This window comes from Flavobacterium sp. KS-LB2, from assembly GCF_036895565.1.
Lineage (GTDB): Bacteria > Bacteroidota > Bacteroidia > Flavobacteriales > Flavobacteriaceae > Flavobacterium.
Genome location: NZ_CP145904.1, coordinates 255,394 through 276,203 on the forward strand (window position 1 = coordinate 255,394; position 20,810 = coordinate 276,203).

14 protein-coding genes are annotated in these 20,810 nt (G+C 35.7%); 4 read left to right on the forward strand and 10 right to left on the reverse strand.

The window, feature by feature from the left end; all coding sequences use genetic code 11:
• Positions 1-3: 3 nt before the first annotated feature.
• The 5 genes from recJ to V5J73_RS01200 form a co-directional block, all read right to left on the reverse strand.
• Entirely contained in the window at positions 4-1,695 is a 1,692-nt protein-coding gene (gene recJ / locus V5J73_RS01180) for a single-stranded-DNA-specific exonuclease RecJ (RefSeq protein ID WP_338647025.1), read from the reverse strand.
• A 99-nt stretch (positions 1,696-1,794) separates the two neighbouring features.
• On the reverse strand, positions 1,795-2,142 hold the full coding sequence (locus V5J73_RS01185) for a HopJ type III effector protein (protein ID WP_338647028.1): 348 nt from the start codon (positions 2,140-2,142) through the stop codon (positions 1,795-1,797).
• Between the two features lie 14 nt (positions 2,143-2,156).
• Complete coding sequence (locus V5J73_RS01190) at positions 2,157-3,209, reverse strand: flavin monoamine oxidase family protein (protein ID WP_338647029.1); 1,053 nt, start codon at positions 3,207-3,209, stop codon at positions 2,157-2,159.
• 2 nt (positions 3,210-3,211) lie between these two features.
• Positions 3,212-3,925 (reverse strand): 16S rRNA (cytidine(1402)-2'-O)-methyltransferase, encoded by a 714-nt coding sequence (gene rsmI / locus V5J73_RS01195; protein WP_338647031.1) that lies wholly within the window; start codon positions 3,923-3,925, stop codon positions 3,212-3,214.
• 76 nt (positions 3,926-4,001) lie between these two features.
• Positions 4,002-4,946, reverse strand: coding sequence for a hypothetical protein (locus V5J73_RS01200; RefSeq protein ID WP_338647034.1), 945 nt, complete (start codon positions 4,944-4,946; stop codon positions 4,002-4,004).
• A 244-nt stretch (positions 4,947-5,190) separates the two neighbouring features.
• Here V5J73_RS01200 and V5J73_RS01205 point away from each other — a divergent pair, with 244 nt between their 5' ends.
• Complete coding sequence (locus V5J73_RS01205; protein ID WP_091166173.1) at positions 5,191-5,784, forward strand: thymidine kinase; 594 nt, start codon at positions 5,191-5,193, stop codon at positions 5,782-5,784.
• A gap of 81 nt (positions 5,785-5,865) precedes the next feature.
• Here the strand turns inward: V5J73_RS01205 and rpoN are convergent, their stop codons facing one another.
• On the reverse strand, positions 5,866-7,332 hold the full coding sequence (rpoN, locus tag V5J73_RS01210; protein ID WP_338647036.1) for an RNA polymerase factor sigma-54: 1,467 nt from the start codon (positions 7,330-7,332) through the stop codon (positions 5,866-5,868).
• An 83-nt stretch (positions 7,333-7,415) separates the two neighbouring features.
• Positions 7,416-8,852, reverse strand: a complete 1,437-nt coding sequence (gene asnS / locus V5J73_RS01215) for an asparagine--tRNA ligase (RefSeq protein ID WP_113634125.1) — start codon at positions 8,850-8,852, stop codon at positions 7,416-7,418.
• 467 nt (positions 8,853-9,319) lie between these two features.
• Here asnS and V5J73_RS01220 point away from each other — a divergent pair, with 467 nt between their 5' ends.
• Complete coding sequence (locus V5J73_RS01220) at positions 9,320-9,778, forward strand: RNA methyltransferase (RefSeq protein WP_338647037.1); 459 nt, start codon at positions 9,320-9,322, stop codon at positions 9,776-9,778.
• A 51-nt stretch (positions 9,779-9,829) separates the two neighbouring features.
• Here the strand turns inward: V5J73_RS01220 and V5J73_RS01225 are convergent, their stop codons facing one another.
• Both V5J73_RS01225 and V5J73_RS01230 read right to left on the reverse strand, forming a co-directional pair.
• A complete protein-coding gene (locus V5J73_RS01225) occupies positions 9,830-12,454 on the reverse strand; it encodes an MGH1-like glycoside hydrolase domain-containing protein (protein WP_338647038.1) in 2,625 nt (874 codons plus the stop codon).
• A gap of 508 nt (positions 12,455-12,962) precedes the next feature.
• Positions 12,963-15,380, reverse strand: coding sequence for an efflux RND transporter permease subunit (locus V5J73_RS01230; RefSeq protein WP_338647040.1), 2,418 nt, complete (start codon positions 15,378-15,380; stop codon positions 12,963-12,965).
• Positions 15,381-15,577: 197 nt separating this feature from the next.
• Here V5J73_RS01230 and V5J73_RS01235 point away from each other — a divergent pair, with 197 nt between their 5' ends.
• Positions 15,578-17,848: a cation:proton antiporter gene (locus tag V5J73_RS01235; RefSeq protein ID WP_338647041.1), complete on the forward strand. Its 2,271-nt coding sequence runs from the start codon at positions 15,578-15,580 to the stop codon at positions 17,846-17,848.
• Position 17,849: 1 nt separating this feature from the next.
• Positions 17,850-18,179: a DMT family transporter gene (locus tag V5J73_RS01240; protein WP_338647043.1), complete on the forward strand. Its 330-nt coding sequence runs from the start codon at positions 17,850-17,852 to the stop codon at positions 18,177-18,179.
• Here V5J73_RS01240 and V5J73_RS01245 read toward each other — a convergent pair.
• Positions 18,176-20,674, reverse strand: a complete 2,499-nt coding sequence (locus V5J73_RS01245) for a DUF5686 family protein (protein ID WP_338647045.1) — start codon at positions 20,672-20,674, stop codon at positions 18,176-18,178. The genes V5J73_RS01240 and V5J73_RS01245 overlap by 4 nt on opposite strands.
• Positions 20,675-20,810: the final 136 nt, after the last annotated feature.

Here is a 20,810-nt window from a genome sequence, read left to right on the forward strand (position 1 = left end):
GAATCATTCTTTAATATCTCGCAATCGCAATTGCAAACTGAATTTGCCTTTCCATTCGTTTTCATCGATGCAATACACAGCTTGAAAAGGTTTTTGATGGGTAGTCAGTTCGATTTTGTTACCTAAATTAAAACCAATTGCAGCGATGCCTTCCGAGTTATTTTGTTTGATAAAAAGTTTTAAGTGTTCGTCTTCTTGTCCCATTGGTTTTCCATAACCGGTATCTTTGATGTTTTTGGTGAGGAAAATAGGCGTCATGTTTTGTGGTCCGTACGGTTCAAATTGTTTCAGAATTCGGATTAATTTTGGGGTAATATCCGCAAAATCAATTTCGGCATCAATGGCAATTTCGGGTGTTAACATATCGGGATGAATGGTTCTTTCAACTTCTTTTTCAAAAGCATCTTTGAAGATTTGATAGTTTTCTTCCTTCAAAGTCATGCCCGCAGCATACATGTGACCACCAAATTGCTCCAAATGTTCGGTACATGCTTCTAGTGCATTATAGACATCAAATCCTTTTACGGAACGGGCTGAAGCCGCATATTTATCGCCACTTTTGGTAAAAACAAGCGTCGGGCGATAATAGGTTTCTATCAATCGGGAAGCGACAATTCCAATCACTCCTTTGTGCCAATCTTCTTGAAACACAACTGAGGTGAAACGTCCTTTTTCATTGTTTTCCTCAATTTGTTGTAGCGCTTCTTTGGTAATTAATTTGTCTAAATCCTTTCGTTCCGAATTATAGGCTTCGATTTCAGACGCAAATTGTTGCGCTTGCTCAAAATTAAATTCGGTTAATAATTCCACCGCATGATTCCCGTGTTTGATTCGTCCGGCAGCGTTTATTCTGGGTGCAATGATAAAAACAACATCAGTAATATCTAAGGTTTGTTTTTTTATTTGGTGAATGATGGCTTTGATTCCCGGTCTTGGATCACTGTTGATGACTTGCAGTCCAAAGTAAGCCAGCACCCGATTTTCTCCTGTCATCGGAACGATATCAGCAGCAATGGCAGTGGATACTAAATCTAAATACGGAATCAAATCATCGATGGTCTGGTTTCTGTTTTGTCCTAAAGCCTGAATCAATTTGAAACCTATTCCGCAACCGCATAATTCATCATACGGATAGGTACAATCGTCTCGTTTTGGGTCTAAGATAGCAACGGCATCAGGCAAAAGCTCCCCCGGTCTGTGGTGATCACAAATGATGAAATCGATTTTTTTTGCTTTGGCGTAGGCCACATGTTCGATTGATTTTATACCACAATCTAACGCAATAATTAGCGAAAATCCATTATCATCAGCAAAGTCAATTCCTTTGAAAGATACGCCATACCCTTCATCATAACGATCCGGAATGTAAGTAGCCACATTAGAATAATAGGTTTTCAAATACGAAGAAACAAGAGAAACTGCAGTAGTTCCATCAACATCATAATCGCCAAAAACAAGAATGTTTTCCTTGTTTTCAACTGCTTTTTCGATGCGTTCGACTGCTTTTTCCATATCTTTCATCAAATAGGGATCGTGCAAATTATCTAAACTTGGACGGAAAAATCGCCTGGCATCCTCAAATGTTTCAATGCCACGTTGTACTAATAAAGTGGCTACAAAATCTTCTACATTCAACGATTTTGCCAAATGTTGTACAGTTTCTTCGCAAGGTTTTGGTTTGAGTGTCCAACGCATGGTGATTTGGGATTATAAAATTTAGGAATTTAAAAGAGTAACTACCGCTAATTCGCTAATTATGTCTGTCGATTTAATTTACGAATTAACGTTTTAACTCTATTTTTTCAATACTAAAGCACTTCCATAAAATCCTATTCCTTCCCAGCCCGTTTTTATGAAATTACGAATGTTTTGGTGATCAGTTCCATTTGGATTTTTCAAAACATCATCGTAATAATACGCTCCAAAACAAGATAATGTAGCTTCTTCTGATAAGTTCTGGATTTCGGAGAAAGAAAATAACTTGCAGGAACCGGAGTTCTCTCCCGCTGCATTGTGTTGCGTTCCATTTTCGAAAGCAGTAGGCGTAAAATCATAGTTGGCTTCAATTACGGCAATGGTTTCTGCAAATGTTATGGCTTCAGGAGTTGTATTTAATTTTTCTAAGAAAGTGGCTATAGTCATATTGATTTTAATTGTTAGAATTGATATGCAATTGTTTTTGCGGCAAAAATAGCACCATCCATATACCCTGGATTTTGAGTGGCTGTTTCTGCTCCGGAAACATATAATTTTCCGTTAAGCATTGGGGTTTTAAATATGGAATTTCCGTTGTTTTGATGTGCCAATACGAGTTGTTCATAGGGTTGAAACGTTAGTGGTTCTTCTCTCCAAAGGGTTTCATAATAGGCAACATAATCGGTAGCTTCTGACCCAAAAAAAGTAGCAAGTTGTGCCATAACTTTTTCTTTTCGTTGTTCCTGAGAAAGAACTGCAGTTCCTCCGTTTAGAAATCCTTTCAACGCAAAACCGGAATTATCACCTGTACTGTGGTCGTACATTTCTTGAATAATACTAGCTTGACTAAATAAGGTGCCGGAATAGTTATTCTCCTTCCAAAAAGGAGTTTTATATTCCACCGCAAATTTAATGGATTCGCCCATCCAAGTATGCGTTTTCTTGGCTAATTGTGTGAAATTTTCAGGTAATTTAGGCTCGAAAGCTACTGAGTTTACTAATAAATTAGGTGGAATAGTGCTAATCACCTTATCAGCTGAATAGCTATTCCCATTTGAGTCCACTAGGATTAATTGATTATTCTCCTCTTTTATAGCCGTGATTTTAGTATTTGTTTTAATATTTTGAATGCCGATTTCAATACTTAATTTGTCAATTAGTACAGCAGTTCCACCTTCGATTCTAAAAGAAGGTTCTTCGGAATCGGATATTTCAAATTTTTGTGGAGGAACAAATGACATGGTTTCAAATAATGAAATGCCTTGTGTATGTTGTTTAAAATAAGAAATTTCTAACTTATGGAGTGCGTCCAAAAGATTTGGATGTTGGTTTCCAAACCAAGTAGCACCCATTTCCATGGTAACGCCAGTAGTGCCAATAATGGTTTTTATGCGACCTCCAATTCGGGTATTGGCTTCTAATAGTAGGACTTCAATTCCTTTTTTTTGAAGTAAAAAAGCGGTGTAGAGTCCACAAAGTCCCGCACCGATTACAATAACTTTTTCCTTTTTCATAATTATTCTTCGGCTGAGAATTTAGATTTTTTAGGTTCTTTTGTTATTGGTTTTCCACCCACAACTACAACAATTTCTCCTCTAGGAGCTATTTTTTCAAAATGAGCCAAAACTTCTCGTACCGTTCCTCGAACATTTTCTTCGTGAAGTTTAGATAATTCTCTAGATACCGATATTTGACGGTCTTCGCCAAAATAAGTAATGAATTCAGCTAAAGTCTTCACTAGTTTATGAGGCGAAACATATAAAATCATGGTACGTGTTTCTTCGGCTAAAGCCAAATAACGAGTTTGTTTTCCTTTTTTGTCAGGCAAAAAGCCTTCGAAAACAAATTTGTCATTGGGTAAACCACTGTTCACTAATGCGGGAACAAATGCCGTTGCACCAGGCAAACATTCTACGTCAACTCCATTTTCAACGCAGGCTCTGGTCAATAAAAAACCGGGATCTGAAATAGCAGGCGTTCCTGCATCTGATATTAAGGCGATGTTTTCTCCGGCTTTTAATCTCGAGATTAAATTCTCGATGGTTTTGTGCTCGTTATGCATGTGATGGCTATACATGTGTGTGCCTATTTCGAAATGCTTTAATAGTTTTCCGCTCGTACGCGTGTCTTCAGCGAGAATCAAATCGACTTCCTTAAGAATCCGAATCGCTCGAAAAGTCATGTCTTCAAGATTGCCGATAGGCGTAGGAACGATGTATAATTTTGACATAGCTATATAATTACCTTCAAATAGTATTTAAAATTGGTATTTGTTTAAATGTATATTCAGAAAAATTAAAGGAGATTTACAAGAATTTTTTCTCAATAATATCCATAAAACGTTCTTCATAATCTTGTTTTCCTTCCCAGTTGTTATAGTCTGGTTTTACCATTTCCTGAATAAAATCGCGAGTTTCATAGAATGTGTTGAACGTAATCAATTGACTCAATACACGGTTGTAATCTTCGCTGCTGTTTCCAAAAAGGTGTTTTATAAAAGCAATGCGATCATTTAAATCGATATTGATTCCTTTGGCTAATTTTTCGTTCAGTGAAACACTTTTTTGCTCAGCAACTTCCTCTACAAGCAACGGTTTCTCCTCTTCGGAAATAATTTCCTTTGGAGTTTCAATTACAACAGTAGTAGGGATGTTTTCAATTTGTTGCACTTTTACAAATTGAGTGTCATGGTAATTTCCACCTAATAAATCTTCAAAAGATATTTGTACGGGTTCTATTTTCTTTGGTACTTCTAGTTCCGATTCTACTTCCTCTTCTTGAGATAATTCAAAAGCTGGAGTGAATGCTACTGCTTCATTTTCCTCAACAACTATTTCCTCGGCAACGATTGACTCTTCTTCTTGTATTGTTTCCTCTTCGTTGGAAATGATTTCTTCTAAAGACGCTTCAACAGTTTCTAATTCTACACTATTTGTTTCAGATTCAGTTGTAGTAGTTGCTTCTAGAGGGGCTTCAATGATTTCTTCAGCAACAATTTCTTCTATAACCGCTACCGTTTCTGGTTGAACCGATTTTATGTTGTCAAAAATCGATGCTATTTTTTGCTCTATATCCGTTGCACCAATTGTCGGTTTTACGTCACTAAAGTGTTCATCTACAAATCGTAAGACAGAAAGTTTTTCGTATAATTTCTGTGTTTCCAGATATAATTGATTGATATCAGATTTATTTTTTAATTGTAATACTCTGTGTGCAATGCTGATTAAATCGGCTTCCAATTTTTTTTTCATAACGTTTTAAATTATAGTGTGTTAGGCGGGTCTTTTTCTAAATATCTTCCTGTTTTTTATTTAGCATAAGGAAGAAGGAACCTTTGCTCGCGTGATTTTATTTTTTAAATAAGAGCTAGCGAATCTCCGATTTAATAAAAATGTTATACTTTTGAAACGACGTAAAAGTATAACATTTTTAAGTCGGTTTTATCCATTACAAAGTAATAAAAACTATTCATTTTTTAAGTCAGAAAAATACAAAATGTTTCTCGAAAATACAGTAAATCATAAAGAACAATTTGGTTGGATCGAAGTCATTTGTGGCTCCATGTTTTCGGGTAAAACCGAAGAATTGATTCGTCGTTTGAAAAGAGCGCAGTTTGCCAAGCAAAAAGTAGAAATTTTCAAACCGGCAATTGACACCCGCTATGACGATGAAATGGTGGTGTCACATGACGCTAATGAAATCCGTTCCACTCCTGTTCCTGCTGCTGCAAATATTGCGATTTTGGCGCAAGGTTGTGATGTGGTAGGCATTGACGAAGCACAATTTTTTGATGATGAAATTGTGAAAATTTGTAATGATTTGGCGAATCAAGGAATTCGGGTAATTGTTGCCGGATTAGATATGGATTTTAAGGGAAACCCTTTTGGTCCAATGCCTGCATTAATGGCGACAGCCGAATATGTGACCAAAGTGCACGCCGTTTGTACCCGCACGGGAAATCTCGCTAATTACAGTTTCCGTAAAACGGATAATGATAAATTAGTCATGCTTGGTGAAACAGAAGAATATGAACCGTTGAGTCGTGCCGCGTATTATCATGCGATGCGGAAAGATCAGGAGAAAAAATAAAGAGAATTATATTTTCATAAAAAAAAGGGGAAATTTGTTTCAAACAAATTTCCCCTTTTTAGTATTTTTAAATCAGCAATCTTACATCTTCTTCCTCATTCTCGCTACCGGAATATCGAGTTGTTCTCTATATTTTGCGATGGTCCTTCTCGCAATTGGATAGCCTTTTTCTTTAAGAATTTCGGCTAATTGATCGTCTGGAAGTGGTTTTTTCTTGTCTTCTTCCTCAATGGTATTCTGAAGAATTTTTTTGATTTCAAGTGTAGAAACATCTTCACCTTGGTCATTTTTCATCGCTTCCGAGAAAAATTCTTTTATCAGTTTTGTGCCATAAGGCGTTTCCACATATTTGCTGTTGGCCACACGTGAAATCGTTGAAATATCAAGACCTACCATATCAGCAATATCTTTCAGGATCATTGGTTTCAATTTGGTTTCATCACCATCTAAGAAAAATTCTTCCTGATAATGCATAATCGCATTCATGGTGACAAAAAGTGTTTCTTGACGCTGGCGAATTGCATCAATAAACCATTTGGCCGAATCCAGTTTTTGTTTGATAAACTGCACAGCATCTTTTTGCTGCGCTGATTTGTCACGAGAATCTTTATATGTTTGCATCATTTCCTGATAATCCTTAGAAACGTGCAGGGAAGGAGCATTGCGTCCGTTTAGGGTCAGTTCCAGTTCACCATCTACAATTCTGATGGCAAAATCAGGAACTACATTTTCCGTCACTTTATTGTTTCCGGTAAAAGATCCGCCTGGTTTTGGATTCAGTTTTTCTATTTCGTGAATGGCTTTTTTCAGTTGTTCATTCGAAACATTGTATTTCTGAATTAACTTATCGTAGTGTTTTTTGGTAAACGCATCAAACTGATTTTCAATAATATCAGTAGCTAGTTCAACGTATTCCGTTGGTGTTTTGTGTTTCAATTGCAACAATAAACATTCTTGTAAATCACGTGCGCCTACACCTGATGGTTCCAGTTCATGAATCACCTGCAACATTTTCTCCACCATCTTTTCATCGGTGTAAATGCCTTGGGTAAACGCCATATCGTCTACCATATCAGGAACGCTTCTGCGGATATAACCCATGTCATCAATACTTCCTACCAAAAATTCTGCAATTTCACGCTCCTCATCATTCAAAATAAAGGTGTTCAACTGATTGATTAGATCTTGGTGGAAACTCACTGGTGCTGCAAAAGGCGTTTCGCGATCATCGTCGTCATCGCTATAATTGTTAGCCTGTGTTTTATAATCCGGTGTTTCGTCGTTGCTTAAATATTCGTCAATGTTGATGTCTTCGGCTTCAATCCTGTCTGATTCCGAATCATCATAATCGTCATAATCTTCGTTTTCGAACTCGTCCTTTTCATACTCATCTTCTTCTTTTCCGGCTTCCAAAGCTGGATTTTCGTTCATTTCTTCTAATAAACGTTGTTCGAAAGCTTGCGTAGGCAATTGAATTAACTTCATCAACTGAATTTGTTGAGGAGATAATTTCTGTGATAACTTTAAATTTAAGAATTGCTTTAGCATTTTTATTGTTTAAAAGTTTAAGGTTTAAAGTTTAATGTTGCTGAACTTTCAACAACATTAAACTTTAAAACTGAAACAAATTTTTAAAATTCCGCATTCATTGGCGTTCTTGGGAAAGGAATTACGTCACGAATGTTTGTCATTCCTGTTACAAATAATACCAATCTTTCGAATCCAAGTCCAAAACCAGAGTGAACTGCTGAACCAAATCTTCGGGTGTCAAGATACCACCATAATTCTTCTTCATCAATTCCTAAGGCTTTCATTTTTTCAACCAAAACATCAAAACGTTCCTCTCTTTGTGAACCTCCCACAATTTCTCCAATTCCAGGGAACAAGATATCCATGGCGCGAACTGTTTTTCCGTCTTCGTTCAAACGCATGTAAAATGCTTTGATATTTGCCGGGTAATCAAACAAGATTACCGGACATTTAAAGTGTTTCTCCACCAAATAACGCTCGTGCTCTGATTGTAAATCAGCACCCCATTCGTTGATGATATAGTTGAATTTTTTCTTTTTATTTGGAGTACATTCTCTTAAAATATCAATTGCTTCCGTGTATGAAACTCGTTTGAAATTATTTTCCAAAACAAAGTTTAATTTGTCAAGCAAAGCCATTTCGCTTCTTTCAGCAACTGGTTTAGATTTCTCTTCGTCTAACAAGCGTGTTTCCAAGAATTTCAAATCCTCCGGACATTTGTCCATTGTATATTTTATCACGTACTGAATAAAATCTTCAGCCAAATCCATGTTGTCATTCAAATCATTGAACGCCACTTCTGGCTCAATCATCCAAAATTCCGCAAGGTGACGAGAAGTATTCGAATTTTCAGCTCTAAAGGTTGGTCCAAAAGTATAAATCTGGCCCAAAGCCATTGCAAAAGTCTCTCCTTCTAATTGTCCCGAAACCGTTAGGTTCGTTTCTTTCCCGAAGAAATCTTCCTTATAATTTACTTTTCCGTCTTCTGTTCTTGGCGTTCCGTCAAATGGCAAAGCGGTAACTTTGAACATTTCACCAGCACCTTCCGCGTCCGAACCTGTGATGATTGGCGTATTCACATACACAAAACCTTTCTCTTGAAAATAACTGTGAACGGCATACGACAATACCGAGCGTACTCTCATTATCGCTCCAAACATATTAGTACGAACTCTTAAATGCGCATTTTCACGTAAGAAATCTAAGCTCGGTTTATTTTTAGGTTGTATCGGGAATTTCTCAGCATCAGAGTCTCCAAGGATTTCCAGTTTAGCCACCTGAATTTCAAATTTCTGTCCGGCACCTTTACTTTCTACCAACGTTCCTGTTACGGATATTGCTGCTCCAGTCGTAATTCGCTTCAAGGTTTCGTCAGGTGTGTTCTCAAAATCGACTACACATTGAATATTATCAATAGTCGAACCATCGTTTAAGGCAATAAATTGATTGTTTCTAAAAGTTCTCACCCATCCTTTTGCATTTACTTCATGAAGCGTCGTGGTACTGTTTAGTAAGTCTTTAACTTTTGTATGTCTCATTTTATGTATATAGTTGATATTAAAAATTGTCTTATAACCGAACTGCAAATATAAATGATTTGTTTGTAATTGTCACGGTGGGAAACGAAGCATTCCAAAGCTGTTTTTGTTTTTGGAGCTATTTCCCGCTATCCATTGCAATCTTTTTGTTTTTTGAAAGCAAAAACAATAAGGATTTCCATTTCTATCGGGGCTAGGGAGTAGAGGTTAAAAGAAAATTTTGTGTGTATTTTGTCATTTTGTGCAACTAGTCAGTTAAAAACTGAAAATCACTTCCTCAAAGTTGGAAACTTTGCGGAGCGGTCAAAAAAATCTTCAATAATCACAAAATAACATCCTTAAAGTTGGAAAATTTACGGCCAAAAATAAATTCACATTCATTTCTAGATTTCGTAGTTAGAAAGTAGCCTGCTTTTTCGAATAATTTAAAACTTGGCAAACTACTCAACACTTTGTATTTTTGCATCATGAACGACAATTTTGTTACAGAATATTTTGGTATTGGGATTCAAAACGGCAAAACGCCTGAGAATTTAGGAGTATTGTGGCGCACCGCGCAAAACTTAGGTGCAAGTTATATTTTTACGATTGGGAATCGCTATGCAAAACAAGCTTGCGATACGCACAATGCAGTCAAATCAATTCCTTATTTTCATTATGAGTCATTTGAGGATTTCTATAACAACTTACCCAAAGGCGCTCGCTTAGTAGGTGTTGAACTGGATGAAAATGCCACTGATTTGGAGACCTTCGAACATCCAAGACGTTGCGTTTATTTATTGGGCGCTGAGGATAATGGACTTTCCAAAAAAGCCATTGAAAAATGTCATTATTTAGTAAAATTCAAATCCGAAAAAAGCTTAAATGTATCCGTTGCAGGAAGTATTGTGCTATATGATAGAGGCTTAAACAAACCCAGATCATAAAAAAAATTTCCGCTCTGAAAAGCAGGAATTTTAGTAATTGATTATAGTAATTTATTGATTATTCTCCATTTCTAGGATTAAATTAGCAATAAGTGCAGTCCATCCCGTTTGATGCGAAGCGCCTAATCCTCTACCAGTATCGCCATCAAAAAATTCATAGAATAAATGTTGGTTTTTGAATTCCTGCTCCGTTGAGAACAAGTGGTTTTTATCGTCAGAGTGGTATTGGTATTTGCCATTTTCGTCTCGCTCAAAAAGTTTGATAAGCCTTTTTGTTAACTCGTTTGCAATTTGATTTAAGTTTAGCTTATGTCCAGAACCTGTTGGGAATTCATACAAATAAGTAGAACCGTAAAACGTGTAGTATTTGCGCAACGATTGTATAATCATATAATTCAGTGGCATCCAGATAGGTCCACGCCAATTAGAGTTTCCGCCAAACATTCCAGACCTGCTTTCTCCAGGTTCGTACTGAATTTTATGATGTCCTTCGCTTCCAAAAACAAAAGGGTGGTCTTTATGGTATTTAGAAAGGGAACGAATCCCATAATCGGATAGGAATTCCTTTTCGTCCAATAAGCGTATTAAAAGATGCTCAAGTCTAAACCCGCGCATAATCGAAAATAGAAAATTACCATCTTTATTAGCCGTTTCTAAGTTGGATATTAATGAGGCGAGATCCGGACGAGTTCTAATAATTTCGTTTGCTCTTTTTTGAAAATCTTTCAATTGTTCGAATAGCTCTTTGTGCATAATTTCTACAGCAAACATAGGAATTACGCCTACTAGGGAACGAACTTTAAGGCGTTCAGTGCTACCATCAGACATTTCAACAACATCGTAATAAAAATTGTCTTGGTCGTCCCACAAGGAGAGATCTTTTTTTCCTATATGGTGCATTGCCCATGCAATATTCAAGAAATGCCTAAAAAACTTAGCCGATATTTCTTCGTAAATTTTATTGGTTTTGGCTAATTCAAGTGACATGCGCAACATGTTTAAGGAGAACATGGCCATCCAACTCGTAGCATCTGCTTGTTGCATTTTTTTGATTCCTTCTGGCATGTGGTTGCGATCAAAAACACCAATGTTGTCTAATCCTAAAAAGCCACCTTCAAACAAATCTGTTCCACTGGTATCTTTTTGATTCACCCACCACGTAAAATTCACGAGGAGTTTCTGGAAAGCAGTTTCTAAAAATTCAGTGTCGGTTTTACCAGTGCGTTTTAAGTCTTTTTCATAAACGGTCCACACAGCCCAAGAGTGAACTGGCGGATTTACATCGCTAAAATTCCATTCATACGCTGGAATTTGACCATTAGGATGCATGTAGCTTTCTTGTAAAACCAATAGTAGCTGTTGCTTAGCAAAATAAGGGTCAATTTCAACAAATGATGCCATGTGAAAAGCAAGATCCCAGGCGGCATACCATGGATATTCCCATTTATCAGGCATAGAAATTACATGACGGTTTGTTAAATGTTGCCAGCTGGTATTTCGTTTGTCTGAGCGATTAGGTGATGTCTCTCCTGGTCCTCCAAAAAGCCATTTGAATACATCATAATAATAAAATTGTTTGGTCCACAACAATCCTGAAAAGGCACTTTTTACAATTTTTTGCTGCTCTTTTGGGATATCTTTACTGATAATTTCACTATAAAATGTTTCGCACTCTTTTTTTCTAGCTTCAATAACGGTATCAAAATCAGTAAAAGGGTTTTCTAGCGGAACATTACTCAACCGTATTTTTACGCTTTTTTCTTCCCCAGGTTTTAAATCAAACTGATGCCAAATGGCAGCTTTAGTTCCAAATTTTTCTGGGTTTACAGTAGGTTCATCGCTAATGACGTGGTTATTGATTCCATCTTTTACAAAATCATACTCATTAGGAGCATTATATATGCGCTCGTTATTGGTTTCGTTTTCACAAAAGAGTTGCTCTCCTTCATGGTGATAAAAGTAATAGGATCCGTTTCGGCTACTCTTAGAATGGATTGTGTTAGCTGCTACAGACTCCATATTTGGTCGGGGATGTCTATCGTTGTGTTTCCAGAAATTACGAAACCATATATGCGGAAGCACATGAATTGTAGCGGTTGTCGTTCCTCTATTGATGACCGTAACTTGCATCAAGATATCATCAACATCCGCTTTTGCATATTCGATAAAACAATCAAAATAGGCATTATCAGTAAAGCTACCCGTATCTAATAATTCAAATTCTGTTTCCTCTCGACTGCGTTGATTTTTTACAATTAATTCCTCGTACGGGAATTCGTTTTGAGGATATTTATAAAGGTATTTGTTATAGGAATGTGATGGTGTTGAAACTTGATGAAAGTACAGCTCTTTTACATCTTCTCCATGATTGCCTTGATTATTGGTTAAACCAAATAAACGTTCTTTGAGAATAGGATCTTTTCCGTTCCAAAAAGCAGGAGCCAAGCATAGAATTTCACGAGAATCACAAAACCCTCCAATTCCCTCTTCTCCCCATCTGTAGGCATTACTACGAGCTCTGTCGTGGTTTATGAATTCCCATGCATCTCCGTTTTGACTATAATCTTCACGAACAGTTCCCCATTGTCTTTCGGCTAAGTACGGCCCCCATTTTTTCCAATTTCTGTAATTATCAGAAACGGCTAGTTTTTGTTCCTCAGAAATTTGGTGCGTCATATTTTGCAGTCTTAGTATTATTTGTGAATTTGAAAAACAGAACTATTGTTTTTATACAAATAGCACAAGAGTTTTTTTATTTTCTATATCTCTATTCTGGTAAAAATAAGATTTATTTTAGTAGTACGAAATCAATGGTTTACTATTGTTTAATTGCCTGCCATTGTCGGTTTTCTTTAAATATCTCGTAAATTTTGAGGTCTTAATTTGTCAATTTCTGTTGAATTTAAAATAAAAATATCACAATTTGATGGTCTATATATCCAGTAAGAGTAAGGAGAAAACGTTTTTGTTTTTTGTAAAAAACAGAAAAATTGTAGTGTCTTCACCATCAGAGGGATAAATAGCCCTTAATGATACTATTTGTTTTTCTCAATAGTCGATTTTGGGTTCCAAAAAACGGTACTCGTTGAACACTATATTATTTAATTATGGGAATCGAATAGGAGAATCTCATAGGAATAAAAAAAATCCCGCTTAAAAAACGGGATTTTGATTGGTATGATATCTATTTTGTTTGATCAAAATAATCCTCTTGTTCATTTGGGTTGTTCAAAATATCTATTTTTGGTTCTATGAATTCTTGTTTGTTGGTCAATGATTTGTTTAAAGTAAGGACTAAACAAGGCAATAGCATTAGGTTAGACAACATACCAAAAGCAAGTGTGATGGCAATTAATCCTCCTAAAGCAACTGTCCCACCAAAATCAGACAACATAAACACGGAGAAACCAACAAATAATACCACTGAAGTATAGAACATGCTGATTCCCGATTCTTTGATGGTAGCAAAAACCGATTTTTTAATCTTCCAGTTGTTGTGTTTCAATTCTTGTCTGTATTGCGCCAAAAAGTGAATAGTGTCATCTACTGATAGTCCGAAAGCGATACTGAACACTAAAATAGTAGAAGGTTTTAATGGAATACCAAAATACCCCATTAACCCAGCAGTAATTACTAGAGGTAACAAATTTGGAATCAAAGAAACCACAACCATTTTGAACGATCGGAACATGAAAACCATTAGTAGCGAAATCAGTAGCACGGCAAATAATAACGAGCTTACTAAATTGTCTAATAAATACTGTGTTCCTTTTTCAAAAACTAATGCTTTACCTGTCATCACAACATTGTAACGGTCTTTTGGGAAGACAGTATTGGCTTTCGCCAAAAGCTTATCTTCGATTTTAGCCATATTCCCGGTGCCAATATCCCTCATGAAAGTAGTAATTCTAGCCACTTGTCCAGTGCTGTCTACATAACTTTTCATCAAGTTATCCTTGGTGTTTTTGGTCGCATTCTTGGCATAACTCAAAATGAAACTTTGTTCTTGTGAGCTAGGCAAATCATAATATTCAGGATTCCCGTTGTAGTATGCTTGTTTAGAATATTTAACTAAATTTAGAATTGAAATGGGTTTAGAAAGTTCTGGAATTTCTTCGATGGTTTCTTGAAGTTCGTCCATTTTATTTAAAGTAGATAACTTCATAACTCCTTTTTTTCTTTTGGTATCAACCGTAATTTCAAGAGGCATAATTCCATCGAATTCTTTTTCGAAAAATAAAATATCTTTATAAAATCCTGTGTTTTTAGGCATATCTTCGATCAAACTTCCGGATGTTTTTATCTTTAATGCTCCAAAAAGGCTAATAATAAATAAAAGAAAAGCAGCAATATAAACATAACGTCTGTTGTATTTTACTGTCTTTTCAATCCAATTGATAAACACGCGGGTGTAGTTGCGGTTTAAATGTTCCAAGTGCTTTTGCTGCGGTACGGGTTGGTAACTATAATAAATTGGGATTACAGTTAAACATAAAAAGAACAACGAAACAATGCTTAAAGAAGATATAATTCCAAACTCTTTCAGCAGTTGGCTGCTGGTAATGATAAAAGTAGCAAATCCTGCCGCAGTGGTTAAATTAGTCATCAAAGTAGCTGTTCCTACTTTTGTAATTACACGTTGCAGTGCTTTTGCTTTATTGCCGTGTGCACTGTATTCTTGTTGGTATTTATTAGTCAGGAAAATACAATTTGGAATTCCTATGACAATGACTAACGTAGGGACTAATGCAGTCAGTACGGTAATTTGATAATTGAATAATCCTAATAATCCAAAAGTCCACATCACACCAATAATCACAATTAAAATGGCAATTAATGTGGCTCTAAACGAACGAAAAAAGAAGAAAAATATTAATGAAGTTAATAACAAGGATGCACCAATAAACAAACTAATTTCACTAACAATACTCATGGCGTTTAGCGTGCGGATGTATGGCATTCCAGAAACGCGCAAGTCGATTCCAGTTTCTTTTTCGAAAGCATTTATCTTTGGGATAAAGTCTTTTACAATGTAATCCTTACGTTTTGCAGTATTAACAATTTGTTTATCAAGATAAATGGCGGAACGGATGCTTCCGCTTTTTTTATTGAAAAGCAAGCCTTCATAAAAAGGCATGTTTTGAAACAAGTCTTTCTTAATACCACTTAAATATTCCTGATTGTTAGTCTTATTTGAATCTACAAAAGGTACAAGTTCAAATGTTTGTAAGGAGTCGTTTTTCTTGAGCTGCTTTAAATCATTGATTGAAACTACTAAATCTACTTCCTTTTGTGCTTTTATTTCAGTCATTAATTTGTTCCAGGCAGCAAATGCTTTCGGTGTGAAAAAAGCGTCATCTTTTATCCCAACAACAATTAAGTTTCCTTCTTCCCCAAATTTGTCCAGAAAGCCGTTGTATTCTAGATTGACACTATTGTCATCTGGTAATAAATTAGCTTCGGTAAATGAAAATTGAATATTTTTCCACTGTAAGGCTAAGAGCGCTGTTATCGCGACAATAATGGATAACATTAAAATTCTATTTCTAAGGACAATTCGAGCTATTAACTCCCAAAATCCCAAACTAAACCACTTGATCATAATTCCTATTTAACGGCTGCAAAGGTAGTTAAAACCGCTATAAATCATTGGTTTTAACAGAAACTTTTTACTATTTTAAGAGACGGATTTTAGACGTTTTTTATTTTACAAATAAATAATTTTGTGCGATATAAATTATACATTTGAATTCTGCATTTTTGTTTTTTAGAATGTAGTGCGATTACATAAAAATGGGTATGAAGAATTATAAAAACACATTGTTTTATTTAGGTATTACCGGTGGTTTCACAGCTTTAATGTATTGGATTTTAAGTCAAGGCAAAAAATTAGAAGCAAGAGAGGTTATTGTAACACCTGAAAGTGGGAATGGTTCCTGGGGAGATTTTATAGCTTCGATGCAACATAATTTTCAGGATCCTTTAGCGATTCTTTTGGCGCAAATTATAACTATAATACTTGTTGCTCGTGTTTTTGGTTGGGTTTTCAAGAAAATTGGCCAGCCCTCTGTAATAGGTGAGATTATTGCTGGAATTGTTCTTGGACCGTCCTTATTGGGTTTGTATTTTCCTGAATTTTCAGGAGCATTATTTCCTGTAGAATCTTTAGGGAATTTAAAATTTTTGAGTCAGATAGGATTAATCCTTTTTATGTTTGTCATAGGAATGGAACTCGATCTGAAAGTCTTGAAAAATAAAGCCAATGAAGCGGTGGTAATTAGTCATGCCAGTATTGTCATTCCTTTTGCACTCGGAATTGGTCTAGCTTATTTTGTTTACAATCGATTTGCTCCCGAAGGGGTCAAATTCCTTGCCTTCAGTTTGTTTATGGGAATTGCCTTGAGTATCACTGCTTTTCCCGTTTTGGCCAGAATTGTTCAGGAACGTGGGATTCATAAAACAAAATTAGGAGCAATCGTCATTACCTGCGCTGCTGCCGATGATATTACGGCTTGGTGTATCTTAGCGGTGGTAATTGCTATTGTAAAAGCGGGGACTTTCGTCAGCTCTTTATACATTATTATGCTGGCGGTACTTTATGTGCTTGCCATGATTTTTATTGTAAAACCTTTTCTGAAAAGAATTGGAGATTTATATGGTTCTAAGGACAGCATTGTAAAACCAGTTGTAGCTATCTTTTTTCTCGTACTAATCATATCGTCTTATGCTACTGAGGTTATTGGTATTCACGCACTCTTTGGAGCGTTTATGGCAGGAGCTATTATGCCAGATGTTCCCAAATTTAGAACGATATTCATAGAAAAAGTAGAGGATGTTGCCTTGATACTTTTACTTCCTTTGTTTTTTGTATTCACAGGTTTGAAAACCGAAATTGGTCTTATCAATGATCCGTATTTATGGAAAGTCACCGGTTTTATTATTTTGGTAGCTGTAGTGGGTAAGTTTTTAGGAAGCGCATTGGCAGCAAAATTTGTAGGTCAGACTTGGCGAGACAGTTTGACAATTGGAGCCTTGATGAACACCAGAGGTTTAATGGAATTGATTGTCTTGAACATCGGTTTAGAACTTAAAGTTTTGACTCCCGAAGTGTTTACCATGATGGTAATTATGGCTTTGGTTACCACTTTTATGACGGGACCAGCTTTGGATTTAATCAATTATATTTTTAAAACTAAGGATGGAGTCGAGATTGTTGAACAAACAAGTCAAAACAAATACCGCATTTTAATTTCATTTGGAAACAATGAAAAAGGAAAATCCTTGTTGCGATTGGCGAATAGCCTGATTAAAAAACAAAAAAAATCAGCTAGTATCACCGTGATGCATTTATCGTTAAGTGATGAGATGCATACTTTCAATATGGAGGATAAGGAGAAAAATAGTTTTTATCCCATTGTCGAAGAATCCCAGCTTCTAAATCAGGATATTAATACTATTTTTAAAGCAACCTTAGATATTGAAACAGAAATTGCTGATGTTGCGAATCAAGGTGATTATGATTTGTTGTTAGTAGGTCTTGGAAAATCAATATTTGAAGGGACAATCCTTGGAAAAGTAATTGGTTTTACAACTAGAATAATCAATCCTGATCGCTTAATTGATAAGTTCACTGGGAAAGAGGGACTGTTTGAAAATTCTCCTTTTGACGAAAGAACGAGACAAATTATTGCTAAAACCAAGATGCCAATAGGGATTTTGATTGATAAAGATTTACAGCAAGTCAATCATGTTTTTATTCCAATTTTTAGTCCAGAAGATGTGTTTGTGATTGATTATATCCAAAAATTAATTTACAACAACAATGCTAAGATTGTTGTTTTGGATGTCAATGAGCATGTCAATACTAATTTTGTAATCAAAAGCGCTATCGATTCTTTGGAACAAAAATATCCCAATAACATTGGTTTGATGACCGATAAAACAATTAAAAAGGAATTTTTGGACCAACAGGATTTAATGTTAATTAGTCTTGAAAGTTGGAAACAATTAGTTGATTCCAGAAGTATTTGGCTCAGTGACGTTCCTTCAGTACTAATTTTAAAACAGTAATATGAATTGGATTTTGTTGATTATTGGCGGTCTTTTTGAAGTAGGATTTGCAACTTGTTTAGGCAAGGCCAAAGAAAGCACAGGAATGACGGCAACATTATGGTTGGGAGGATTCTTAATATGCTTGGTAATAAGTATGGTGTTGCTTTACAAAGCCACACAAACATTGCCTATTGGAACGGCTTATGCGGTTTGGACAGGAATTGGGGCAGTAGGAACAGTTCTTGTTGGAATTTTTGTGTTTAAAGAACCGGCCGATTTCTGGCGAATATTTTTCATTACCACTTTAATCAGTTCGATTATTGGTTTGAAATTCGTTTCAAGTCATTAAAGTCCCAGATTAAGGACGAAACTTATTTTTACGGCAATATTATCTTGAAATTTACTCAGCTGGTTTGGACCGTATCGGTAAAATCCGCCTAATCCCAAGCCATTATAAATTTGGTTTAGCTCTATTCCAGATTCGAAATAACCTTTGTCCAAGGTTTTGTAATCCAATCCGACATGTTGTTCCGGTTTGCGTAAATTTCCCCAAGCCATTCTGGAAACAAGAACTAAGGAAGGTTTTACTTTTTTGAATAATGTTACGCGGCTAAAGCCATGTTTGAATTGAAAATAGGCGTATTCACTGGAGAAAAATTCATTGAAAAACATGGTTTCAAAACTATTTTTCCCTGCAAAAGTGATTCTCTGCATAATAGTTTCTTTGGTAATATTATTGGGAGACGTATTGTACAAATGTGTCAGCGGTACATCGCCAAGTGCATAACCGGCTTCGAAAAGCAGACTTGTTTTTTGCCCGTTTAAATATTTCTTTTCATACTCTGTTTTGAAGTCTAATTTGCTGAATTCAAAATCATTTTGCATCACTTTAGGCAAGGATTGGGTGTATTGAAAAGTAAATTTTGGAAAACGTTTTTCTACTTCAATTCGTCCCGTAGGCGTTTGCATGTAATCGCTGAATGGATTCCAGCGCAGAGAAACCATTGCGGTTGTCATCACATAATTCGTATATAATTTCTCGTTGAGGTTGAATATATAATTGAATTTTGGTTCTATTGCGGCACGGGAAAGTTCCCAGAAACTTTCTGTTTTTGGAATAATTTTGGTTTCTATAAATGTTTTCCAACTCACATAATTGTAAAATGTACTGATGTTTATCGGTCTTGGATCATAGATTTTGAATGCTTTTTTATCAATTGTAAACACGGTGCTTGCAATTTCTCGAACATCATCGGTATAGGAAACGCCAATCCAGGAATTGGAAAATTTGCCAACCCGAGTCGCCATTCCCAAATTGTATTTGAAATTCCGATCCTTAGTTCCATAAGCGGTGTAGCCTTCGATTCTGAATTTTTTTGAAAATTGTTCATTGGTGACTCCGCCAATTCCCAATCTGAATCCTTCATAATTATTATAACTGAATAATTTTCGTAAGTCTAAATCGAATTTCCCAATGGGTAAATATCCATTGATGATTTTTCGTCCAAAACGGATGCGGCTTTCAATTCGTTTTTTGGAAGAAATACTGTCCAATGCCAAATACGTTTTTTGGCTTCGACTGTCTAAGCTGTCTTTTCTGTAAGTGTTCCAAAAACGTTCTGGTTTGTTAATCGCATCGTCTTTAATTTCGATATAAATCGCCGATTTTTTAATTTGTATCGGAATGTTATATTGAATTTCAAAATTATTCGTGTGCGAAAGCAAATAAGTAAAATCTGAAGCAACTTTTTTTCTTTCTTTAAAATCTTGTTCTACATCGCCATCAAATTGAATGGTTCCTCCAAGGATTTTTATATCGTCATCATTCTTGCCTTTTACAATTTTAAAGGTTTTGCCTGTTGGGAACCATAATTTTTCATTAGTAATGTACTTAAAATCATGAATTCCGCTAATGTCAAGAACGCCTTTTATGCTCATTACGGCTTTGGCAACAGCAAAATTATTTTGGTCAATATAAAGCACGCCTTCCAGCCCTGATGCTTTTCTTTTTTTCTTGTTTTTAAAGTAAATCATATAGGTATTTCTGCCGTCAATGATAAGTGAGTCCAAGAGTTTGTAGTTGTAATCGTTTAGCGCATCATTGGCAATAGGACTGTTGTATTTGGTTTCAAAAAGCTCGTAGCTGGAATCGTAAATAGAGAAGGACTGTAAATTGAAAGCAATGATTTCATAAACAGGTTGCTTGAAACCAGCCATTTTGGTACCTAATATCGTTTCTTTTAATGTACTATTGGCAAATTGATATTGTGACACTTTTTCGGTTTGAAAAAGATGCTGTTGGCGTATGACTTCTTTAAATTTATAATCGGAAGAGTCAATTTTTGAGAATTGTTTTCCAATGGATTTTTGGACAAAAACGGAATCGATTCTTCCATCAATAGAATCAGGATTAGCGGTTACAATGAGTTTATTGTAGGATTTAAATTCAAAACTGCGAAGTTTTTTCTGTGGATTATTGTTATTCTTATTTTTGATTGTCTTCCTGATAATTGCCAAAGCCGGGTTTTCATTTGAAATTCTCACTTCATTCAAATTATCCGTTTTTTGGGAAAGAACAACCACATAATAATTTTTGTTTTTTTCGAGGACAATCCTGGCTTTGGTGAAACCAATATACGAAATATCAAAAGCTGTAAAGGGAATTGGAACAACAATACTAAACTTTCCATCGACATCTGAGATGGTGTTTAGGCCATTATTTGTGGTAATCGTGGCAAACGGCAACGGTTTGTTGGTTGTAGATTCTTTCACAATTCCATTTACCTGAAATTGCGCTTGTAGCGAAAGCATTAAAAAAAAGAAGAACAAACACAATTGCTTCATAATAGGTTAAATAAAAAACGGGTACAATCTCATTTTGGTATCGCAAAAATAACAATAAAAAAATCCGTTCCCCTAAGCGAACGGATTTTTATAGGATTTGAAAGGGAATTACACCTTCATAAGATTTTTTATATAT